This window comes from Burkholderia sp. AU45274, from assembly GCF_030482505.1.
Taxonomy (GTDB): domain Bacteria; phylum Pseudomonadota; class Gammaproteobacteria; order Burkholderiales; family Burkholderiaceae; genus Burkholderia.
Window position 1 is genome coordinate 702,198 of record NZ_JAUJQE010000001.1, and the last position, 18,491, is coordinate 720,688.

Here is an 18,491-nt window from a genome sequence, read left to right on the forward strand (position 1 = left end):
GTGCTTTACGGCCGGCTCCGATACGGCGCCCTGCGCGCGGCGGGTGACGCGCGCAAGCCGCGCTCAGTGAACGTGCTGCAACTGCGCTTTCATGAAATCCACCCACGCGCGCACTTTCTGCGGCACGTGCCGCGTCGCGACGTACAGCGCGTAGACGTTCTGCTGCGGAAACCGGAACGCGGGCAGTGCATCGACCAGTGCGCCGCTTTCGAGATCGTCGCGCACGAGCCATTCCGGCAGCAGCGCGACGCCGCTGCCCTGGCGCGCCAGTTCGCTCAACACCGATGCGTTGTCGACGACGACGTGAGGCTTCGTCGCCGGTCGAAACGCATGTTCGTTGCCCGCGCGATCGGTGAGCGTCCATTCGGCGATTCGCTCGAGCCGGCTGTGGCCGAGCTGCGGCAGGCGGGCCAGATCGCCGGGTGACGCCGGCGGCGGGAGCCCGGCCTTCGCGGGCAGGTCGGGCGCCATCACGGCGAGCACGTCGCAGGTGGCGAGGCAGACACCGCGATAGGGCAGGTCGAGAAAGTGCTCGTGGCGCCCGAGCCGGATCGCGACGTCGAAGCGGTCGCGCACGAGATCGGCCTGCGATGTGTGCGTTTCGAGCCGCACCCGCAACGCGGGATGCCGTGCGGTGAACGCATGCAGCATCGGTGCGAGGACGCGCGCCGCATACTCGACCGTCGACGTCACGCGCAGGATGCCCTGCATGCCGCCATGCTCGCCGCGCACCTCGTCGATCGCGCCTTCGGCTTCTTCGAGCACGCGCAGGCAGCGCTGGTAGAAGCGCTCGCCGGCGTCGGTCAGCTCGACGCGCCGGGTCGTCCGCGTGAGCAGCGTGACGCCGAGCTCGGCTTCGAGCTGCTTCACGTTGAAGCTGACGGCTGCCCGCGCCTGGTTCAGTGCGGTGGCGGCGGCCGTGAACGAACCGGCCTCGACCACGGCACGGAAGACGGCAAAACGATCGAGGCTCACCATGGTCGGGGCGGGGGTCCTGTCTATGCATTGGATTGCTCGAAGGGTACCCGAATGTGCGGCACCCGTGCGGCGTGCGGCGCGTTGCAACGGACGCGCGACACTGTCGCGGCCCGAGCCGATTGTCAAAAAATTTCGACGGGACCCGTCGAATCCGGCCGCTTACCGATGCGCGTGCCGGCTTCTACACTGCGGCGCTTCATGATGTTTCCGCCGCCATGCCAGACCGCTCCAGAATTGCCATCGTCTACCTGCTCGGCTTCGCGATCGATCTCGCGAACATGTTCATGCTGAACGCCGCGTATCCGGCGCTGCAGCGCGAACTGCACGCATCGGTCGCGCAGCTTGCGTGGGTCGGCAACACGTACGTGCTCGGCCTGACCGTCGTGATTCCGTTCGGCACGTGGCTCGCGCGCCGCTGCGGCGAGCGGCGCGTGTTCGCCGCATCGTTGCTGCTGTTCGGGCTCGGCAGTGCGGGCGTCGGCGCGTCGCCTTCGATCGGGGCGCTGCTCGCATGGCGGCTGGTCCAGGGGCTCGGCGGCGGGCTGCTGATCCCGGTCGGGCAGACGATGGCCTATCGCGCGTATCCGCCGCAGGCGCGGGCGCGGCTCACGTCGATCGTGATGATGGTCGCGCTGCTGGTGCCCGCGTTGTCGCCTGCGATCGGCGGGGCCATCGTCGATCGCGGGTCGTGGCGCGCGATCTTCTTCGCGATGTTGCCGATCGCGGCCGCGACCTGCGCGCTCGCGTTCGCGTGGCTGCCGCGCGACGGTGCGCGTGACCGGCCGCCGCGGCTCGACTGGCCGGGGCTCGGGCTGAGTGCGGCGGCGCTCGTCGCGTTGCTGCTCGGGCTGACCGCCGCGGGCCAGCCCGGCGGCCCGGCATTCCCGCTGGCGATGCTGGTGCTGGCCATCGCGGCAGGCGCCGGCTATGCGGTGCATGCGCGTCGGGCCGTGGCACCGGTGGTCGACCTGCGCCTGCTTGCGCAGCCGCTGCTGAGGGCCGGCGTGGTGGTCTATCTGTGCGTGCCGGGCATCTTTACCGGGGTCAACCTCGTCGCGTCGCTCTATCTGCAGAATGCGCTCGGATTGAGCGCCGCGCATGCCGGCGCGCTGATGCTGCCGTGGGCGATCGCGGCGTTCTTCGCGATCGCGACCACGCGCCGCTGTTTTCCGCGCCACGGCGCGAAGCCGCTGTTCACGTGCGGCATCGCGATCGATTGCGTCGGCGTCGCGTTGCTCGCGACGCCGTGGGCCAGCGTCGAAGCCGTGCGCATCGCGGCGTTCGCGGCGATGGGGTTCGGGGCGAGCCTATGCACGAGCACGTCGCAGAGCGCGGCGTTCGTCGAGGTGCCGGCCGACCGGATGGGCGACGCGAGTGCGCTGTGGAACATCAACCGACAGTTGAGTTTTTGTGTCGGCGTGGCCGCGCTCGGCAGCGCGCTCAATGCGTTGCTGGCGCTCGATGCGGGCGGCCCGTCGCTTGCACCGTACCGCTGGTGCTTCGGGCTGGCGGTCGTGTTGACGTTGCTGCCGCTCGGCCTGATCGCGCGGCTTCCCGCGCACCATGCGCCGGTCGCGCAACCCGTTTCATCCCATTCCTGAGAACCTGAGAGCGTTATGAATCTGCCGAATCCGTATTTCAAGGAAGTCGTCGACACCATCGTCGACATCGAGTGCTGGTTGTCCGGCCGTGCCGGCCCCGAGCGGCTCGCGACGCCGATGGCGCGCTTCTCGCCGGGTTTTTCGATGATCACGATGTCGGGTACGGTGCTCGATTACGCGGGCGTCGATGCGCTGTTTTCACACGGGCACGGCGCGCGACCGGGGCTGATGATCGACATCGACGAGTTGCGCGGGCTCGCCGTATGGTCCGATGGCGCGACGATCGGTTATCGCGAGACGCAGACCGACGCGCAAGGCCGGCGCACGGTGCGGCGCTCGACGGCCGTGTTCCGGCGCGAGGCGGATGGGCTGATCGTGTGGCGTCATCTGCACGAGACGCCGGTCGCCGCGTGAGCAGGGGGTAGGGGGCATCCGCCAGTTTGCAAGAAGCGGTGCGGATGCCGTGCCGGCGTTACTTGTCCAGCTCCGGATAGTGCCGGAAGATGCCCATGTCGTTGAACGGGATGCGGCGTTCCGACTCGAGATAGAGCGCGACAGGCGGATGCAGTGCAACGCGGTCGTGCAGTGCGACCAGCGCTGCGATCTTCCGCTCCTCACGCTTCATCGCTTTCGGAAACGCGTAGCGCAGGCCCTCGATCAACTGGAACAACGACAGGTCCGCATAGCTGAGTGCGTTGCCGGCGAGGTAGCCGCTCTTGTGCGGATTCTGTTCGAGTACACGCTCGAAGTAGCCGAGGAATTTCGGCAGCCGGTTTTCGAGGAAATCGGCAGCACGCTCGGCGGCTTCCGCCTGCTGATCCTCGTAGTAGAGGCCGCTTGCGATCGGATGGTGCGTGTCGTGGATCTCGGTGACGAAATCGGCGACGGTCAACTGAAGCTGGTGCACCCACAGTCGGCCGGCTTCGTCGGCGGGCGCGAGCCCCAGCCGCGCGCCGAGAAACAGCAGGATGTTCGCGGTCTGCCCGATGACGACGTCGCCGGCCTTCAGGAACGGCGGCGCGAACGGCACGCATTCCGCCTTCGAGTTGTCCATCATCCGCATCATTGCCGGCACGCCCATGCCGCGCCCCGATTCACGCGCGACGTCGACATAATCGGCTTCGGCCGCTTCGAGCGCGAGCCGCACGTACTCGCCCCGGCCCTGGATCTCGGGCCAGTAATACAGTTCGTATCGCATGCTGTCTTCCCGTTCGTTGAACCGGCTGCCGCTGGCATCGTGACGACCGGGCGGCCACGCGTCGCGTGCCACCCGCTGCGAATAGACAGTCTAGGCGATCGCAGGAAAAGTGCCGCGTGCGTCGTGCGTGCGTTACGCGCCGCGCTCGCCGCCTTCGGGGCCGTAGAAGAACACCCACGTCGAGAAGTCGTCGGAGAAGCCGATGAAGCGGTGTTCGGCGTGTGCCGGGACGAATAGCACGTCACCGGCCGCGACTTCGCATTCGCGTCCGTCGACGACGAAGTGCGACGTGCCCGTGGCGATTGCGTAGGCCTCGTCGCGCGTATGCGGCTTCTGCTTGTCCTCGATGCGCGGCCGGTACAGCTCGACGTCGAGCGTGCCGTGGCGAAACAACGTCGTGAACAGCGTGCCTTCTTCGTCGAGGCGGGCGAGCGATTCGTTCAGGCCGAGCTTCATGGCGGGGGCTCCGGGTCTGGATCGTGGGATCGGGCCGTACGGGTCGTGCCATCGTAGCGCGAAATGCCGGGGCGTCATACGGCGCGCGGGACGCGCGATCGCCATCCGTGGAACGAGTCACGCGGGCGCTCGCCATACATGAAACACCGGTGTCCATCCGTGAAACGACGATGCGATTGCGCGGATTCCATCGCGAGCTTCACCGCAATTTAATAAACGACGACTACGATCCGGCCTCGTCAATCGACAGCGACGCAGTGATTCGATCCGCGCTGCGGCACTGCCGTCCGTCGCCCACCTGCGCGACTCGCCCGATTGCCCTTTCCCGTGACCGTGAACGCGACACCGAGGTAACCCGTCGACGCCATTCACATCATTTCGTATTTCTTATGAAACTGAATCCGCTGGCTGCTTCACGCAGAAAATTCCTGGCCGCCGCGCCGGCCGTCGCGGCGGCGCCGCTGCTGAGCGCGTGCGGTGGCGACGACGTCACGTCGGCACCCGTTACCGACGCGGCGCTGGCCGCGCAAATGTCCGCGAAGCTGAATGCGCAGCTCGGCGATGCCGCGACGGTCGGCGCGATCCAGCCGGCGCTGACCGACGTCGGCTTTACTTGGGACTTGCCGTCGATGCCGGCGGCCCAGGCCGGCGCGATCGTCGCATACAGCTTCGGCAATCGCCCGAACGCGGCAAGCGGCAATACGTCGAGCACGGGCGGCAACCAGTCCGCGCTGCCCGATCCGGGGCCCGTCAATGAAGCGCTCGCGGACGCCGTCTACCGCATTCGGCAACTGAAACCGGTCAAGGTCTACGCGCAGTGGGAGATTGCGCGCTTTCTCGTGTCGAAATACGGGATGGGCACCGACGTGCTGTCGTCGATCGAGCCCGTGATCGCGAGCGACGGCACGATCGTGTACCTCAGCACGGCCGGCGTGGCCGCCGAGGCCGTGTCGCGCGCGGGCGGCGCGGCCGCGATGGGCAGCGTCGCGGTGGTCGGTCATCGGGATCACGCGAAGCGCTGCATCCAGACCTCGCAACAGGCGGGCATGAAGGCGGCCGCGGTTGCCGAGGTGTCGTTGCCGACGCTTTACGACCCGCAGTCGGGCCAGCCGTGGACGCGTAACCGCAGCCTGTACCTCGTGCACGACATGTATGCGCAGATGCTCGGCCGCGCGATCGGCGCGACGATGCAGGCGTTCCCGAAGGGCTGACGCACTTTCTCTTTCCCGATTCCGATGACCATGCAGACCCGCCGCCATTTTCTCGCTTCCGTTTCCGCTTCCGCTTCCGCGCTGGCCGCGACCGGTGCCCCCAGTGCGCCGGCCTTCGCGAGCGACGCGCCTGTTTCAGACGCCGAACTGCAACGCCAGATGCTCGGCAAGCTGACGAATGAACTGAACGACCGCGCCGCCGCCACCGACGAGACCGGCTACCTGTTCGAACCGTTTTTCTCGTGGCTGCCGCCGACCGTCCAGACCACGGCCATCAACACGATTGCCGCCTTCAGCTTCGGCAGTCGCGCCGCGGCGGCGACCGGTGCCGCGCCGGTGCCGGGCCCGGTGAACGAGGCGATTGCCGACGCCGTGTTCCTGCTGCACCAGAAGGTTGCCGTGCGGATCTTCGCGCAGCAGGAAGTCGCGAGCGTGCTCGCGTCGAAATACGGGCTGACGGCCGGCGTGACGTCGATCGCGACCCCGGCCCTGGCCGCCGGCAGCCCGATACCGACGCCGGACGGCGTCGCTGCCGCGATCGTCAAGCAGGCCGGCTCGGCTGCGGCACTCGGCAACGTCGGTGTCGTCACCCATGCGGATCAGGCGTCGCTTGCCGTGCGCGTGTCGAATGCCGCGGGGATGCAGGCCGCGGTGCCGGCGGGCCTGGCGCTGCCGTCGCTTTACGACGCGTCCGCGCAGATGCCGGCATTGCGGCGCCGCGATCTCTACCTGCTGAGCAACGTCGGCGTGCAACTGGGCATGCTGCGGCTCGACCTGATCAACCGCGAATACCCGAACGGCTGACGCTGCCGGACGTTCGCGGAAACTCCCGTTCATCAAGCTCTTCCATTCCGGAATCGTCACGTCCTTTCGCGTGTCGCCGTGACATGCGCAGCGCGGTGGCGGCCGTGGCCGCCGCGCCGTGGTGTCCGCGTTGCCGGGTAATGCTTATCCGGGTATCGCGTGTACCACCCAACTCACTGTTTTTATTCACTTTTTCCGTTATCGTGGTACTCCATGGGCCGATTTTGCGTGGCATAATCGATCACATCCGCAAGGCTTGTAGTCACAACGACCCCGCATACCCATGGCACAGACTCTTTACGACAAACTGTGGAACACTCACGTGGTCCACACCGAGGAAGACGGCACGACCCTGCTCTACATCGACCGTCAGCTGCTGCATGAAGTCACGAGCCCGCAGGCGTTCGAAGGGCTGAAGATGGCGCAGCGTCCGGTGTGGCGCATCAGCGCGAACCTGGCCGTGTCGGACCACAACGTGCCGACCACCGATCGCAGCCACGGCATCGCCGATCCCGTCTCGAAGCTCCAGGTCGACACGCTCGACGCGAACTGCGATGCGTTCGGCATCACGCAGTTCAAGATGAACGACGTGCGCCAGGGCATCGTCCACATCATCGGGCCGGAACAGGGCGCGACGCTGCCGGGCATGACGATCGTGTGCGGCGATTCGCATACGTCGACGCACGGCGCGTTCGGTGCGCTCGCGCACGGCATCGGCACGTCGGAAGTCGAGCACGTGCTCGCCACGCAAACCCTGCTGCAGAAGAAGAGCAAGAACATGCTCGTGAAGGTCGAGGGCACGCTGCCGCGCGGTTGTACCGCGAAGGACATCGTGCTCGCGATCATCGGCAAGATCGGCACGGCCGGCGGCACGGGCTACGCGATCGAATTCGGCGGCTCGACGATCCGCGCGCTGACGATGGAAGGCCGCATGACCGTCTGCAACATGGCGATCGAGGCCGGTGCGCGCGCCGGCATGGTTGCCGTCGACGACACGACGATCGACTACCTGTTGGGCCGCCCGTTCGTGCCGACCGGCGCGGAATGGGACCAGGCCGTCGAATACTGGCGCCAGTTCAAGTCGGACGACGGCGCGCAGTTCGATCGCGTGGTCGAGCTGAACGCCGCCGAAATCGTCCCGCAGGTCACGTGGGGTACGTCGCCGGAAATGGTCACGTCGATCGACGGCCGCGTGCCCGATCCCGAGCGCGAGAAGGATCCGGTCAAGCGCGATGCGATGGAGCGTGCGCTGGCGTACATGGCGCTCGAGCCGAACACGCCGATCGAATCGATCAAGGTCGACAAGATCTTCATCGGCTCGTGCACGAACGCGCGAATCGAAGACATCCGCGCAGCCGCGTATGTCGTGAAGAAGCTGAACCGTCGCGTCGCGTCGAACGTGCGGCTCGCGATGGTCGTGCCGGGCTCGGGCCTCGTGAAGGCACAGGCCGAGCGCGAAGGGCTCGACAAGGTGTTCACGGACGCCGGCTTCGAATGGCGCGAGCCGGGCTGCTCGATGTGCCTCGCGATGAATGCCGACCGGCTCGAGCCGGGCGAGCGCTGCGCGTCGACGTCGAACCGCAACTTCGAAGGCCGGCAGGGCGCGGGCGGTCGCACGCACCTCGTGAGCCCCGCGATGGCGGCGGCCGCGGCCATCGAAGGCCATTTCGTCGACATTCGCCAGCTGGGGTGACGCGTGACGGCATCGAAAATCATTGCGCGGCTGGTTGCCGTGCTGGCGCTCGCAGGGTTGGGCTTCAGCCTCGCGGGCTGCAATACCGTCCAGGGCTTCGGGCAGGACGTCAACGCTGCCGGCAGCGCGCTGAAGCGCGCCGCGGAGTGACGTCCCCCACCGAGAATTTGTCGATGTGCGCCGGCTGAACGCCGGCCCTTCAACCGGATAGACGGATCATGGAAAAATTCACTGTGCATACCGGCGTCGTGGCGCCGCTCGATCGCGAAAACGTCGACACCGACGCGATCATCCCGAAGCAGTTCCTGAAGTCGATCAAGCGCACCGGCTTCGGTCCGAACGCGTTCGACGAATGGCGTTATCTCGATCACGGCGAGCCGGGCCAGGACAACTCGAAGCGCCCGCTGAATCCCGACTTCGTGCTGAACCAGCTGCGCTACCAGGGCGCATCCGTGCTGCTCGCGCGCAAGAACTTCGGCTGCGGCAGCTCGCGCGAGCATGCGCCGTGGGCGCTGCAACAGTACGGCTTCCGCGCGATCATCGCGCCGAGCTTCGCCGATATTTTCTTCAACAACTGCTACAAGAACGGCCTGCTGCCGATCGTGCTGACCGAGCAGCAGGTCGATCACCTGTTCAACGAGACGGTCGCGTTCAACGGTTTCGAAGTCACGGTCGACCTCGACGCGCAAGTCGTGCGCACGGGCGACGGCCGCGAGTATCCGTTCGAGATCGCGGCGTTCCGCAAGTACTGCCTGCTGAACGGCTTCGACGACATCGGCCTCACGCTGCGCCACGCGGACAAGATCCGCCAGTTCGAGGCCGAGCGTCTCGTGAAGCAGCCGTGGCTCAACACCAAGCTGGTCGGCTGAGATCGCCTTTCGGGCGGGCGCGCCGGCGGCGCGTTCGCCGGCCTGCCTCCATAAAAACCTACCCAGTCAGGAATTTCGCATGAAGATTGCAGTGCTGCCCGGCGACGGCATCGGTCCGGAAATCGTCAATGAAGCGGTGAAGGTGCTGAACGCACTCGACGAGAAGTTCGAACTCGAACAGGCGCCGGTCGGCGGCGCGGGCTACGAGGCAAGCGGCCATCCGCTGCCCGACGCGACGCTGACGCTCGCGAAGGAAGCCGACGCGATCCTGTTCGGCGCCGTGGGCGACTGGAAGTACGACTCGCTCGAGCGCGCGCTGCGCCCCGAGCAGGCGATCCTCGGGCTGCGCAAGCACCTCGAGCTGTTCGCGAACTTCCGCCCGGCGATCTGCTATCCGCAGCTCGTCGATGCCTCGCCGCTGAAGCCCGAGCTGGTCGCGGGCCTCGACATCCTGATCGTGCGCGAACTGAACGGCGACATCTACTTCGGCCAGCCGCGCGGCGTGCGCGCCGCACCGGACGGCCTGTTCGCGGGCGAGCGCGAAGGCTTCGACACGATGCGCTATTCGGAACCGGAAGTGCGCCGCATTGCGCACGTCGCGTTCCAGGCGGCCCGCAAGCGCGCGAAGAAGCTGCTGTCGGTCGACAAGGCGAACGTGCTCGAGACGTCGCAGTTCTGGCGCGACATCATGATCGACGTGTCGAAGGAATACGCGGACGTCGAGCTGTCGCACATGTACGTCGACAACGCGGCGATGCAGCTCGCGAAGGCGCCGAAGCAGTTCGACGTGATCGTCACCGGCAACATGTTCGGCGACATCCTGTCGGATGAAGCGTCGATGCTGACGGGCTCGATCGGCATGCTGCCGTCGGCGTCGCTCGACAAGAACAACAAGGGCCTGTACGAGCCGTCGCACGGTTCGGCGCCGGACATCGCGGGCAAGGGCATCGCGAACCCGCTCGCGACGATCCTGTCGGCCGCGATGATGCTGCGTTATTCGCTGAATCGCGCGGAGCAGGCCGATCGCATCGAGCGTGCGGTGAAAACGGTACTCGAACAGGGCTACCGCACGGGCGATATCGCGACGCCGGGTTGCCAGCAGGTCGGCACGACGGCGATGGGCGACGCGGTGGTCGCGGCGCTGTAACGCGATCATGTAGAAAGGGCGCGAACAGGCCGCGAAATCGGCCGGTTCGCATGCGGTTGGCCGTTGTGCGGGCCACCGGCTTTGTGTAGACTCGAACGATGGCGCATCTTTCCCTGATCTCCCCGGTCTTGAAACTCCACGGCAACACAGCCCGTGCGGGTGCGCGCGCCATCGTCATCACGAAAACCATTACCACGAAAACGATCATTAAACGCTGATCGTCCGTCGTGCCCGCCTATTTCCCCGCGCGGTCACACCGGGGACGGAATGGCGGGGAAGCTCCATCAAAGGGTTAGTCATGAACGTAGGTCTCGTAGGTTGGCGCGGCATGGTCGGCAGCGTCCTGATGCAGCGCATGCAGGAAGAGGGCGATTTCGACCTGATCGAACCGGTGTTTTTCAGCACCAGCAACACGGGCGGCAAAGCGCCGTCGTTCGCGAAAAACGAGACTACGCTCAAGGACGCGACCAACGTCGACGAGCTGAAGAAGTGCGACGTGATCATCACGTGCCAGGGCGGCGACTACACGAACGACGTGTTCCCGAAGCTGCGCGCGGCCGGCTGGAACGGCTACTGGATCGATGCGGCATCGTCGCTGCGGATGAAGGACGACGCGGTCATCATCCTCGATCCGGTCAACCTCGACGTGATCAAGGACGCGCTGGTCAAGGGCCAGAAGAATTTCATCGGCGGCAACTGCACGGTCAGCCTGATGCTGATGGCGCTCGGCGGCCTGTTCCGCGAGAACCTCGTCGACTGGATGACGGCGATGACCTACCAGGCCGCATCGGGCGCGGGCGCGCAGAACATGCGCGAGCTGCTGGCGCAGATGGGCACGCTGAACGGCGCGGTTCAGGCGCAGCTCGCCGATCCGGCTTCCGCGATCCTCGACATCGACCGCCGCGTGCTGGCCGCGATGAACAGCGACGCGATGCCGACGAGCAACTTCGGCGTGCCGCTCGCCGGCTCGCTGATCCCGTGGATCGACAAGGATCTCGGTAACGGGATGTCGAAGGAAGAGTGGAAGGGCGGCGCGGAAACCAACAAGATCCTCGGCAAGCCGGCGATGGGCGAGCCGGGTTCGATCCCGGTCGACGGCCTGTGCGTGCGAATCGGCGCAATGCGCTGCCACTCGCAGGCACTGACGATCAAGCTGAACAAGGACGTGCCGCTCGACGAGATCAACGGCATCCTCGCATCGGCGAACGACTGGGTGAAGGTCGTGCCGAACGAGCGTGAAGCGTCGATGCGCGACCTGTCGCCGGCGAACGTCACGGGCACGCTGACGGTGCCGGTCGGCCGCCTGCGCAAGCTCGCGATGGGCGGTGAATACCTGTCGGCGTTCACGGTCGGCGACCAGCTGCTGTGGGGCGCGGCCGAGCCGCTGCGCCGCATGCTGCGCATCCTGCTCGACAAGTAAGTGGCGTGTCCGGCCCGCGAGATGCGGGCCGCGGTGCACAAGATTGCGCGCCGCGTCGGCCTTGACGATATCAAGGCTGGCGCGGCGCGTTTTTCATGTGCGGGTCAGCGCATGTTCAGGAGCGTCTGGTCGACGGCCTGCTGGGTCTTGATCGTCTGCGCGTTGGCCTGGTAATCGCGCTGCGCCTTGATCAGGTTCACGAGCTCGGTCGTCAGGTTGACGTTCGAGTTTTCCAGCGCGCTCCCCTGCAGCGTGCCGTGGTTCGTGCTGCCCGGCGCGGAGATCTGCGGCACGCCCGACGCGGTGGTTTCCACATACTGGTTGCCGCCGATGTTCTCGAGCCCGTTCGGGTTGTTGAAGTTCGCGAGCGCGATCAGGCCGAGCACCGCGCTCTGGCCGTTCGAGTAATTGCCGGTGAGCTTGCCGTCGGTGCCGATCGAGAACGTCGTCAGCGTGCCGCTCGCGAAGCCATCCTGTGCGAGGTTGTTCACGCCGCTTTTCCCGCCGAACTGCGTCGTGCCGGTCAGGTCGAGCGTCAGGTTTTGCGGATTGGCGCCGCCCGACGCGTTGGGGATCGAGAACGCGAACTGGCCGAGGCTCGGCGTCGGCTGGCCGGTTGCGGCCGACGTCGTCGAGCTGATCCGGCCCGATGCGTCGAACGTGACGGTGCCGAGATTCGTCGGCGTCTGGCCCTGCACGCCCGCGTAGGCCTGCCAGGTACCTGCCGCGTTCTTCGCGAAATACATCGACACCTGTTGCGAGCCACCGAGCGTGTCGTACACCTGGATCGACGAATTGTAGTTGTACGTGGTGTTGTCGCCCGCGTTGAACGGCGTCTTGGCCGGCACCTTGTCCTGCGAGTTCAGGTTGAACTGGCCGGTGACCTTCGTCGTCGCCTGCGGCGCGATGTTGGTGGTCGGCGCTTGCAGCGGCACGGTCGCCGCGGTGTTGATCGCGCCGCCCGGCCCTGCCGCATAGCCCATCAGGTTGCGGTTCTGCGCGTCGACGATGGCGCCGCTCTTGTCGCGGTGGAATACGCCGTCACGCGAGTACGTCGTCACGCCGTTGTTCGACATCTGGAAGAAGCCGTTGCCGTTGATCGCGATGTCGAGCGACGACTTCGTCGTGTTGATCGTCCCCTGGCCGAATTGTTGCTGCACCGACGTGAGCCGCGTGCCGATGCCGATCTGCGTGTTGGTCGACGTCGCGACCGAGTTCGCGTACATGTCGGCGAAGTTCGCGCGACCCTGCTTGTAGCCAACCGTGTTCGCGTTCGCGATGTTGTTGCCGATCACGTCGAGATGGTTCGCCGCGCCGGCCAACCCGCTCAAGCCCTGTTGATAGCCCATGTTCGATCCCCGTAACGAGCTGGTGAGTAAATGCAGTCGTGCGACTGCGCGATGCCCCCCTGGCACCTCACGGCGTCAGCCAGGCCGCCCGCGTTCCCGCTGTTCCGGCGGGTGCGGGCGCGATGGTCGAACTGCGCCGATTCTTGTTTGAGGACGATCGTAGCGACGGCAATTATTTGATCTGTGTAATTTTGTGTAATGAAATTGAATTGATGTCGAAATGATTGATTTCGTATGAGAAATGAAGCTTCGACGAGGCTGGAAAGCCTTGTGGGATGGGGGGTTGGCGGCAGGGATGTTCAATTCGATGATCAGAGAGGGGAATTGGCCTCTTATCAATCAATTGAAATTCATTTGAATGGGGTGGTGGCGGACTGGATTTATTTTGATTGGCGCTTGTTAATCCATTAACGGCAAGTAGCGCAAATTATTGAGCAAACGTACCTGATTCTCCGGTCGTGGTTCCGTGTTGTCCCTTGGGTTGTGCGGATCGCATCGTTGAGTGAGCAAAGGCATGTGACAGGCGTTCGGCGGGCGATGCGGCCGGATGGCTTTGCCTCTGAGCGAGGCGCACTTCCGGTCGATCGTGGGCGCGGGTCGCAGCGTGCGCAACCGGACATCCACGCGGCGCGATCGCGGGATGTCCCGACGCGCGCACGCAATCGGTTGCGCCCGTCGGCGATGAATTCGGCCCGAACCTGATCACGTGAAGTAAACTACGCGGTTACGACGCACAGACCCGCCGAAAGCGTCGCGTTCCACGCGACGCTTTTGCATTTCTGCGGCAACCTTATTGACGCTTTCAACCGCGAATCCGAGCCGCGCCCGCGCGCGGCGATAGAGCCAACGATGTCCCGAATTTCCTTGTTTCCGCGTCAGTCCCGTCTGTCGCGCGCCGTGCGTGGCGCGCTGGCGATCCTGGCGCTCGGCGCAACCGCATCGGCCTGGGCGGCCGGCACCGGCGAACTGCCGGCATCCGCTGCCGACGGCGCAGCGCCGCTTACCGTGACGGTCCAGCCGGGCCAGTCGCTGAACGACATCGCGAAAGCGGCCACGCAGTCGCGCGATCCCGGGGTACTCGCGCGCGCCGGCCGCGCGCTGTTCGACGCCAATCCGCAGGCGTTCATGAAGCGCGACGCGAGCCGCCTGAAAGTTGGCGCGACGCTGACCGTGCCGGCGCTCGATGCGACAGGCGCGGCAGTCGTGCCGGCCGCTGCATCCGCTGCATCCGGTGCGGCGGCAGCGTCCGCACCCGCCGCCGCATCGGGCGGCACGGCAGTCGCGCAGCATGGTGCGTCCGCACCGCATCCGGGGTCGACCGTGCAATCCGCGCCGGTGGCGCCGGCCGTGCATGCGGCGCCTGTCAGCGGTGCGAGCGTCGCGACGGCCGCCGGTGCGTCGGCATCCGTCGGTGCTTCGGCTGCCCACGGCGCATCGGCTGTCGAAAGCATGCAGCCGGCGGCACCCGTGACCGGTGCAAGCGGTCCGCATGTGTGGAGCGGCACGATCCAGTCAGTGCCGTCGTCCGCGAGCGGGGCCGTGACCCCGCCTGTGTCGGGCAGCCCGGTTCCGGGCATAAACGAACCGGCTGGCGCGGCACCGGTCACGGGCGCGTCGCAGCCGCGGCCGTCGAGCCTGCAGCAACTGCTGGCGCTGAAGAACCGCGTGCTGATGGAATTGCAGAAGCACGGTATCGGCAAGCCGGCCACGACGAACGAGCTCAAGCCGGCACCGGCACCTGTCGCGCCGCGTCCGGCCGCGAGCGATGCGGGCGCGTCCGCGGCTGCGGCTGCGTCGACGACCGGCGAAGCGGCATCCGGCGTTGCTGCCAGCGCAGTGCAGCCGGCATCGGTATCGGTGCCCGCGCAGCCGGCCGCGCCGGTGGTGACACCTGCGCGCAGTAACAAGCAGATGGACTGGCGTCCGGCCGCGGTGGCCGGTGCGGCCGTGATCGTCCTCGCGGCAGGTTTCGCGTGGCGCAAGCGCAGGAAGAGCCGACGCACGGACGATGCGGGGGCGGACACGTTGGCTGCCGCCACGGCAGCGGGCGGAGTCACGGCGGCGGCTGCCGCTGCGCAAGCCGAAGCCGCGCCGTCCGTCGAACCGGAACTGCCGATCCGGCCCGAGATGCCGGTCGCGCGTGATGCCGCTTCCAACCTGAACCTTGCCGCGGCGACTGCCGCAGCGGCGGAGCCGGTCGAGACACCGGATACGGATCTGTCGCCGTCGTCGGATGTGGCGAAGCCGCATGTCGAGCAGCCTGAATTGCCGACCGCACACGCGGCAGTGCCGCCCGCGAGCGAGACGGCTCCGGTTTCGCACGATGCCGAGCCGATCGAAAAGGACGCGGTCGAAACGTCGTCAGAGACGCCGATCGAGACGTCGGTGGAGACACGGGTAGCGACGCAGGTGGAAACGCCGACCGCACCCGCGGCCACAGATGCGCAGCACGCGGCGCTGATGCAGAACGCGATCAGCGCGCTCAGCAGCCTCGACATGCCGCTGCCGCCGCGCACGCAGGACGAGCCGTCGCTGGCGGCGGATGAGCCGGCTGCGCAAGCAGGGCAGTCCGACACCGATAAAATCGCAACTAACGGTCAAGCCGCACAGCGTCTCCCGATTGGCTCGACCGATCCGGCCCCGGAACATCCGGCCGATCAGGACGACGAGTTCGATTGGGATCCGGACGCAGCGACGCCGGCAAGCCAGGCGGGCAGCCCGTTCGCGACGGCGTCGCTGCCGCCGCTCGGCGGCGCGCAGTTCGGCGCGCTGAAGCTCGATTTCGATCTCGACCTGCCGTCCGCGCCGGGCGCCGCGTTGCCGGCGCTGACGCCGGACGAACTCGCCCGCATCGCGCGCAACAAGCTCGACCTCGCGTCCGAATATGTCGAGCTGGGCGACCTGTCCGGCGCGCGGACGCTGCTGCAGGAAGTGGTCGACGCGAATGACGCCGCGACGCGCGACGATGCGCGCGCGCTGCTCGCGAAACTGGCGGACGAGGCGTGATGCGGATCGCGCTTGGCATCCAGTACGACGGCGCGGCGTTCTGCGGCTGGCAGGCGCAGCCGCACGGCAAGACCGTGCAGGATCGGCTCGAGCACGCACTGGCCGAGTTCGCGCGCGTGCCGCTGCATACGACGGTGGCTGGGCGGACCGACACGGGCGTGCATGGGCTCGGGCAGGTCGTGCACTTCGATACCGACCTCGATCGTGAGGTTTTCTCGTGGGTGCGCGGCACCAACGCGTTCCTGCCGCCGACCGTGGCGGTGCAATGGGCGAAGCCGATGCCGGACACGTTCCACGCGCGTTTCTCGGCGTTCGAGCGCACCTATTACTACACGCTGTACGTGCATCCCGTGCGCTCGCCGATGCTGGCGGGGCGCGCGGGCTGGATCCATACGCCGCTCGACGACGACGCGATGCGCGCAGCCGCCGCGCATCTGATCGGCGAGCATGACTTCTCGTCGTTCCGGTCGTCGGAATGCCAGTCGAAGACGCCGGTCAAACACCTGTATCAGATCGACGTGCGGCGCGTGGGCCATTTCATCCATTTCCGGTTCCGCGCCAACGCGTTCCTGCACCACATGGTGCGCAACCTGATGGGCTGCCTCGTCGCGGTCGGTCGCGGCCGCTATCCGGTCGACTGGCTCGCCGACGTGCTCGCCGGGCGCGATCGCAAGCTTGCGGCGCCCACGTTCATGGCCGACGGGCTGTATCTCGCCCACGTCGGCTACCCGGCGGAATTCGCCGTCCCGCCCGCGCAGCTCGGCAGTGTGCCGTGGAGCAGCGTCTGGGCCGATCTGGACCCGCAATCATGACGGATCACGCCGTGTCTTCCTCGATTCCCGCCGCGGCCGGCCTGCCGCCGCGCACGCGCATCAAGCTGTGCGGGCTGTCGAAGCCCGACGACGTGCTGCACGCGGCGGCGCTCGGCGCCGATGCGATCGGCCTCGTGTTCTATCCGAAGAGCCCGCGCGCGGTGTCGATCGCGCAGGCGGCGGAGCTGGCACGCCTCGCGCCGCCGTTCGTGTCGGTGGTCGGGCTGTTCGTGAACGCGACCGAGGCCGAGATCGAGGCCGTCGTGCGCGACGTGCCGCTCACGCTGCTGCAGTTCCATGGCGACGAGACGCCCGATCAGTGCGACGCACTTGGCCGCGCGGCACGCCTGCCGTGGCTGCGCGCGGTGCGCGTGGGCCCCTCGACGCAATCGGCCGATTTGGTAGAATCGGGGCTTCATTATTCGAAAGCGCGCGGCCTCCTGTTCGACACCCTGGTGCCGGATTACGGTGGTAGCGGCAAGGTCTTCGATTGGTCTCTTATTCCCGCAGAGCTCGCGCATCGGGCCGTTTTGAGTGGTGGCTTGAGCGCGCAAAACGTCGGTGATGCGATTCGCCAGTTGCGCCCGTTTGCTGTCGATGTCTCGAGTGGCATCGAAGTGGAGGGCGCGAAGGGCGTGAAGGATCACGCCCGGATGGCGGCGTTCGTACGCGCGGTGCGCGAAGCGGACGCCGGGTGATGCAAGCCGGTGCGGCCTCGAAAGCGGGGCGCGCCGACCGATCGAGAGAGACACCATGTACAACCTTCCTGATGATCGCGGCCATTTCGGCCCGTATGGCGGCACGTTCGTCGCCGAGACGCTGATTCACGCGCTGGACGAACTGCGTGCAGCGTATGAAAAATTCCAGAGCGATCCCGATTTCGTCGCCGAATTCGAGCGCGAGCTGAAGCACTTCGTCGGTCGCCCGTCGCCGATCTATCACGCGCAGCGCTGGAGCGAGACGCTCGGCGGCGCGCAGATCTACCTGAAGCGCGAAGACCTGAACCACACCGGCGCGCACAAGATCAACAACGTGATCGGCCAGGCGCTGCTCGCGAAGCGCATGGGCAAGAAGCGCGTGATCGCCGAGACGGGCGCCGGCCAGCACGGCGTCGCGACCGCGACGATCTGCGCGCGCTTCGGGATGGAGTGCGTCGTCTACATGGGTTCGGAAGACGTGCGCCGCCAGGCCGCGAACGTCTACCGGATGAAGCTGCTCGGCGCGACGGTCGTGCCGGTCGAATCGGGTTCGCGCACGCTGAAGGACGCGCTGAACGAAGCGATGCGCGACTGGGTCACGAACATCGAGAACACGTTCTACATCATCGGCACGGTCGCGGGCCCGCACCCGTACCCGATGATGGTGCGCGACTTCCAGCGCGTGATCGGCGACGAGTGCAAGGTGCAGATGCCCGAACTCGCCGGCCGGCAGCCTGACGCCGTGATCGCCTGCGTGGGCGGCGGTTCGAACGCAATGGGCATCTTCTATCCGTACATCGACGACACCTCGGTGCAGCTGATCGGCGTCGAAGCAGCCGGCGACGGCCTCGACACGGGCCATCACGCGGCGTCGCTGATCGCCGGCAGCCCGGGCGTGCTGCACGGCAACCGGACCTACCTGCTGCAGGACGACAACGGCCAGATCATCGAGACGCATTCGGTGTCGGCGGGCCTCGACTATCCGGGCGTCGGCCCCGAGCACGCGTGGCTGAAGGACAGCGGCCGGGCGCAGTACGTCGGCATCACCGACGAGGAAGCGCTGACGGCGTTCCACGACTGCTGCCGGATCGAGGGGATCATTCCCGCGCTCGAGTCGAGCCACGCGATCGCGTATGGCGTGAAGCTCGCGCCGACGTTGCCGAAGGACAAGATCCTGCTCGTCAACCTGTCGGGCCGCGGCGACAAGGACATGCACACGGTCGCCGAGCGATCGGGCATCGAGCTCTGA

19 protein-coding genes are annotated in these 18,491 nt (G+C 66.7%); 15 read left to right on the plus strand and 4 right to left on the minus strand.

Going from position 1 to position 18,491, the window contains the following annotated elements:
• Nucleotides 1-63 precede the first annotated feature (63 nt).
• Complete coding sequence (locus QZM35_RS03235) at nucleotides 64-978, minus strand: LysR family transcriptional regulator (RefSeq protein ID WP_089432394.1); 915 nt, start codon at nucleotides 976-978, stop codon at nucleotides 64-66.
• 215 nt (nucleotides 979-1,193) lie between these two features.
• Between QZM35_RS03235 and QZM35_RS03240 the strand changes: the two genes are divergently transcribed.
• Both QZM35_RS03240 and QZM35_RS03245 read left to right on the plus strand, forming a co-directional pair.
• A complete protein-coding gene (locus QZM35_RS03240) occupies nucleotides 1,194-2,579 on the plus strand; it encodes an MFS transporter (RefSeq protein ID WP_301775380.1) in 1,386 nt (461 codons plus the stop codon).
• Nucleotides 2,580-2,594: 15 nt separating this feature from the next.
• Nucleotides 2,595-2,993, plus strand: a complete 399-nt coding sequence (locus QZM35_RS03245; RefSeq protein ID WP_301775381.1) for a DUF4440 domain-containing protein — start codon at nucleotides 2,595-2,597, stop codon at nucleotides 2,991-2,993.
• Nucleotides 2,994-3,051: 58 nt separating this feature from the next.
• On the opposite strand, the gene QZM35_RS03250 is transcribed toward QZM35_RS03245, so the two are convergent.
• Together QZM35_RS03250 and QZM35_RS03255 are read right to left on the minus strand one after the other, a co-directional pair.
• The gene (locus QZM35_RS03250) at nucleotides 3,052-3,777 is read right to left on the minus strand and encodes a glutathione S-transferase (RefSeq protein ID WP_089433277.1); all 726 of its coding nucleotides are present in this window, start codon (nucleotides 3,775-3,777) and stop codon (nucleotides 3,052-3,054) included.
• A gap of 132 nt (nucleotides 3,778-3,909) precedes the next feature.
• Nucleotides 3,910-4,233, minus strand: coding sequence for a cupin domain-containing protein (locus QZM35_RS03255; protein ID WP_174971943.1), 324 nt, complete (start codon nucleotides 4,231-4,233; stop codon nucleotides 3,910-3,912).
• A gap of 389 nt (nucleotides 4,234-4,622) precedes the next feature.
• Here QZM35_RS03255 and QZM35_RS03260 point away from each other — a divergent pair, with 389 nt between their 5' ends.
• From QZM35_RS03260 to asd, 8 genes are all read left to right on the plus strand, one after another.
• Nucleotides 4,623-5,444: a hypothetical protein gene (locus tag QZM35_RS03260; protein ID WP_089432398.1), complete on the plus strand. Its 822-nt coding sequence runs from the start codon at nucleotides 4,623-4,625 to the stop codon at nucleotides 5,442-5,444.
• Nucleotides 5,445-5,474: 30 nt separating this feature from the next.
• Nucleotides 5,475-6,248, plus strand: a complete 774-nt coding sequence (locus QZM35_RS03265; RefSeq protein ID WP_301775811.1) for a Tat pathway signal protein — start codon at nucleotides 5,475-5,477, stop codon at nucleotides 6,246-6,248.
• A 283-nt stretch (nucleotides 6,249-6,531) separates the two neighbouring features.
• Nucleotides 6,532-7,941, plus strand: coding sequence for a 3-isopropylmalate dehydratase large subunit (gene leuC, locus QZM35_RS03270; RefSeq protein ID WP_089427948.1), 1,410 nt, complete (start codon nucleotides 6,532-6,534; stop codon nucleotides 7,939-7,941).
• A gap of 3 nt (nucleotides 7,942-7,944) precedes the next feature.
• Nucleotides 7,945-8,091, plus strand: a complete 147-nt coding sequence (locus tag QZM35_RS03275; RefSeq protein ID WP_089432400.1) for an entericidin A/B family lipoprotein — start codon at nucleotides 7,945-7,947, stop codon at nucleotides 8,089-8,091.
• A 68-nt stretch (nucleotides 8,092-8,159) separates the two neighbouring features.
• Nucleotides 8,160-8,810: a 3-isopropylmalate dehydratase small subunit gene (gene leuD, locus QZM35_RS03280; protein ID WP_301775382.1), complete on the plus strand. Its 651-nt coding sequence runs from the start codon at nucleotides 8,160-8,162 to the stop codon at nucleotides 8,808-8,810.
• Between the two features lie 79 nt (nucleotides 8,811-8,889).
• Nucleotides 8,890-9,957: a 3-isopropylmalate dehydrogenase gene (gene leuB, locus QZM35_RS03285; RefSeq protein WP_089432401.1), complete on the plus strand. Its 1,068-nt coding sequence runs from the start codon at nucleotides 8,890-8,892 to the stop codon at nucleotides 9,955-9,957.
• Nucleotides 9,958-10,055: 98 nt separating this feature from the next.
• The gene (locus QZM35_RS38140; protein WP_047850271.1) at nucleotides 10,056-10,175 is read left to right on the plus strand and encodes a hypothetical protein; all 120 of its coding nucleotides are present in this window, start codon (nucleotides 10,056-10,058) and stop codon (nucleotides 10,173-10,175) included.
• A gap of 80 nt (nucleotides 10,176-10,255) precedes the next feature.
• Nucleotides 10,256-11,377, plus strand: a complete 1,122-nt coding sequence (gene asd / locus QZM35_RS03290) for an aspartate-semialdehyde dehydrogenase (RefSeq protein ID WP_069251145.1) — start codon at nucleotides 10,256-10,258, stop codon at nucleotides 11,375-11,377.
• A 104-nt stretch (nucleotides 11,378-11,481) separates the two neighbouring features.
• On the opposite strand, the gene flgE is transcribed toward asd, so the two are convergent.
• Nucleotides 11,482-12,726, minus strand: a complete 1,245-nt coding sequence (flgE, locus tag QZM35_RS03295; RefSeq protein ID WP_174971937.1) for a flagellar hook protein FlgE — start codon at nucleotides 12,724-12,726, stop codon at nucleotides 11,482-11,484.
• Nucleotides 12,727-12,764: 38 nt separating this feature from the next.
• On the opposite strand from flgE, the gene QZM35_RS03300 reads away from it, so the two are divergent.
• The 5 genes from QZM35_RS03300 (at nucleotide 12,765) to trpB (ending at nucleotide 18,491) form a co-directional block, all read left to right on the plus strand.
• Complete coding sequence (locus QZM35_RS03300) at nucleotides 12,765-12,950, plus strand: hypothetical protein (protein ID WP_301775383.1); 186 nt, start codon at nucleotides 12,765-12,767, stop codon at nucleotides 12,948-12,950.
• Between the two features lie 625 nt (nucleotides 12,951-13,575).
• Complete coding sequence (locus QZM35_RS03305; RefSeq protein WP_301775384.1) at nucleotides 13,576-15,732, plus strand: FimV/HubP family polar landmark protein; 2,157 nt, start codon at nucleotides 13,576-13,578, stop codon at nucleotides 15,730-15,732.
• A complete protein-coding gene (truA, locus tag QZM35_RS03310; RefSeq protein WP_301775385.1) occupies nucleotides 15,732-16,544 on the plus strand; it encodes a tRNA pseudouridine(38-40) synthase TruA in 813 nt (270 codons plus the stop codon). Before QZM35_RS03305 ends, truA begins: the two co-directional genes overlap by 1 nt.
• Entirely contained in the window at nucleotides 16,541-17,242 is a 702-nt protein-coding gene (locus tag QZM35_RS03315) for a phosphoribosylanthranilate isomerase (protein ID WP_089427942.1), read from the plus strand. Before truA ends, QZM35_RS03315 begins: the two co-directional genes overlap by 4 nt.
• A 55-nt stretch (nucleotides 17,243-17,297) precedes the next feature.
• Entirely contained in the window at nucleotides 17,298-18,491 is a 1,194-nt protein-coding gene (trpB, locus tag QZM35_RS03320; RefSeq protein ID WP_301775386.1) for a tryptophan synthase subunit beta, read from the plus strand.